A 3519-nucleotide genomic window follows, 5' to 3' on the forward strand; every position below is an offset into this window, starting at 1 on the left:
GGGGGGGGGCGGATTTTGGCTCCCGTCTTGAAGATAGACTCTGAATAAAAAGATAACTCGCAGAACGAGACGAAAACACCCTCAAACTGGCCAATTCCACCGCGAAACCGGGCCGACGGGACGCCCCAAACCGAACCTCCGTGATGGGGAACAAGCATTGGCCGACAAAAGCAAGGAGACCGAACCATGCGCCCAACATCACAAGGCGGAAAACCAAAACCTTCCCCCTCAAAGGCAGACAACACACGTCTAAAAGCACAGGGCCACCATGTAGCACAACCCGGTGCAAGCACGTTCCTGCGACATAGATTGGCGTGCGTTGTCACCGCCGTGGCCATTCTGCTTGCCATGGTGACCGCCGGTACCGTCTGGGCGGTCGAGCCGACGGATTTCACGGACCGTATCACCGGGGTCGAGATCAAGTATTCCCCGGACGGCTACACCTGGGGCGATGTTCCCGCGGAGGGCGTCGAGAAGACCGGGCATTTGAGATTCAACATCCAATGGTCGTTGGACAGGAACTATCTGGATTCGAACAGTGCCATCCAATACAGGCTGCCGGGCGAATTCCGGCTGGTCAGGGCCGACAGCGGCGTCGTTTACAACGACAGGAACGCCGATCCCATGGGCACGTACGAGGTGAGCGCCGACGGGCACATCGTCATCCATTACAACGAGACATACGTGAAAACGAACCGGAACAGCGTACTGACGGGCCATCTCGAATTCCAGGCCAACGTCTCGGACATGAAGACCGGCACGGACGAGAGGATCCATATCAGCATTCCGCCCCATTCGACGGAGATCCCCATCAACAGGACCAGCGGCATGTCGATCGACAAGAAGGCCGTGGAAATCGACAGCGCCAACGGCATCGTGAAGTACACCGTCACGGTGAACAGCGACAAGGGCACCTACGGGCCCGTGATCGTCGAGGACCGGATGCTCTCCGACTCCCTGACCCTCGACCAGGGCAAGGGGTTCACCGTCACCCGCAACGGCGGCGACATCTCATCCATCATCACCCCGACCGCGACGGGAAAGGGATTCAGGCTGGCCTTGGAGCGCATGGATCCCGGCGACCGGTACGAGATAACGTACTACGGCAGGATCACGGCCGACGCAGCCGGTACGGACGCGACGGTCGCAAACCAGGTGAAGGCCACGTCCAAACGGGGCAACGGCGACGATTTCTCCGTGGATAAACGGGTGGAGACCAACGTCTCCACCAGGCCCGACGTGTCGAAAAGCGGCGGGATCACGGCCGGCGGCAAGACGAAATGGACGATCGGCATCGACACCAAGAACAGGGACATCGTCGGCTGGACGCTGACCGACACGCCATCGGCGAACATCACCCTGCCTGACACGGTGCACATCAGTCCGGCCGTGAACGGATCGGACACCATCAGCGTCGGCGGCAGCGGCTTCACCTTTCCCGTGAACTCCACCGGCGATCCGGCCACGCACAAGTACACCATCACCTACGAGACCGACATGCCGGCCGTGGTCGACGGGACCACCAGGGTGGACAACACTGCGACCCTGACCCCGCCCGGGCCCGGCGGGGATCCCGGCTCCGGAAGCGCCGAGGTCGATTACGGGCAGCGTGTGAGGGACAGCCTGTACAAGTCCGGCCAGGGCGCGAACGAGCTCGCGGACGGCACCGCCGAACTCAAATGGGCCGTCAGCCTGAAATCCCCGCTCGAGGATTCTGCGGGCTGGACCTATACCGACAGACTCGAACAGCCCGAAAACGGCGTACACTACATTTCCGGGAGCCAGTGGGACATGCTGGTCGCGTCCGTCAAGCAACGCCTGCAATGGGCGGGCGAACCGCTCAAAAGCCAGGCCGAAAGCGTCCGGTTCACGAAAGACAAGGACACGGCGGGCCGTATCGTGGGCTTCACGATCCAGTCCGACGGCGTGTTCCCACAGGGCGGGCAGCTCTACTTCGAATACTCCTCGACCGGCGTCACGAACACGCAGGCGGAAACGGTATTCCGTAACCAGGCCGGTTTCAACGGGGCCACCCATACCGGCGAGAACCGGCTCACCCCGTCCCACACGAGCAGCGAGAAATACGATCTGAAAAGCAACATCACAGGCGACAGCGGCCATGACATGTCGGACTTGGACACGGCCGTGCAGAACGGCGGCCGGGTTCGCTACCTGGGGTGGAAGATCGTCACGAAGGTCGCACCGAATGACCGGCATGCCGACATGAGAATCACGGAACTGCTGCCGGCCGGCAAGGTCGCCCTGCTCGCCAACGCCGACAAGCCCGGCCTGGGCTTCCAGGTCGGCGACGGAGCGGAAAGCGAGTTCGGGTTCGACACGTCGGGCAACGCGTCGGTGACCGTGAGGGGCGTGCGGGTGACTGCCGCCAGACAGTCCGACGGGTCCATCGTCATCACGGTGCCCAAGGAGCTCTTGGAAAAACTCGGAAACCGGGACCAGGACGCCATCAGCGTGTACGCGCGCGCGACGTTGGCCGACGGCGTGCTGTCCGGCAGCGGGGTCCGACATGCCACAATCGAGAATTCGGTCGTGGTCTCCGGCGGGGACGACGGCGGAATCCTTGATCGGAAAACACAGCGGCAGACCATTTCGGATGACCGGTACAAGGGCATGCTCTCCAAAAGCCATCCCGTCTCGCCCGACGGCCATTACGCGGGCAACGTCATCACCTACAGCGTGGTCATCAACCCCGCGGGCAGGAAGATGCTCACCGACCCAAACGCCACCTTGCGGCTGCGTGACGAGCTGACCTACACCCACAACGAGTATTATTCGAAGCTCCGTATCTCGTACGTGCCCGGAAGCGCGAAACTATACGAGGGCGTCAGGGATTCCTCCGGGAAAACCGTAGCGGACGAATCCAAACCCGTGGGAATGGACGACTTCCATTATGAAAGCGTCGTCGCCGACGCGGCGCAGGGGACGATGAGGAACATCATCACCGCTACGGTGCCCGACGGGAAACCGCTCGTCCTGCAATACAGGTACAGGTTCTCCGGCACGGAGAACACGTGGACCGGCAACGTGTCCAACACCGTCTCCTTGGACGGGCAGGGCTCGACTAGCGATACCCTGAGCTTCCAGATCAGGAAGAGTAGCGCGGGCGGCGACGTTTCGACCATCGCCGTCTACAAGCATGATTCGAGGAACTATAACAAGCCGCTGAAGGGGGCCATGTTCAGGCTTTACAGGTACAACGGCTCCACCTACGAGCCCGTCAGGGACGCCCATGGCGGGGATCGCATCTTCACCACCGGCGCGGACGGCCAAGTCGATATCGACGGCAAGGACATCGACTACAACACCGCCTACTATCTGGAGGAGATCAAAGCCCCCGACGGCGACTATGTCCTCCCGACCGGGCAAGGGGCACGGACCTATTTCATCCGTCCGGATGGTTCGGGCTCCGCGGTCAGCAAGCCTGCCGGGTTCACGGGCAGGAGCGTGTATCTGGGCGACATCATCGACATCGCCAATACGCGTGCCGTCGCATTGCCG

General features: G+C 61.8%; 1 protein-coding gene. It reads left to right on the forward strand.

Annotated features, from left to right (window positions below):
• Positions 1–309: 309 nt before the first annotated feature.
• On the forward strand, positions 310–3519 hold a 3210-nt coding region (locus tag HMPREF1494_RS00730; RefSeq protein ID WP_155807144.1), incomplete at its 3' end, for a SpaA isopeptide-forming pilin-related protein.

It is taken from the genome of Bifidobacterium sp. MSTE12, assembly GCF_000513015.1.
GTDB lineage: Bacteria > Actinomycetota > Actinomycetes > Actinomycetales > Bifidobacteriaceae > Bifidobacterium > Bifidobacterium dentium.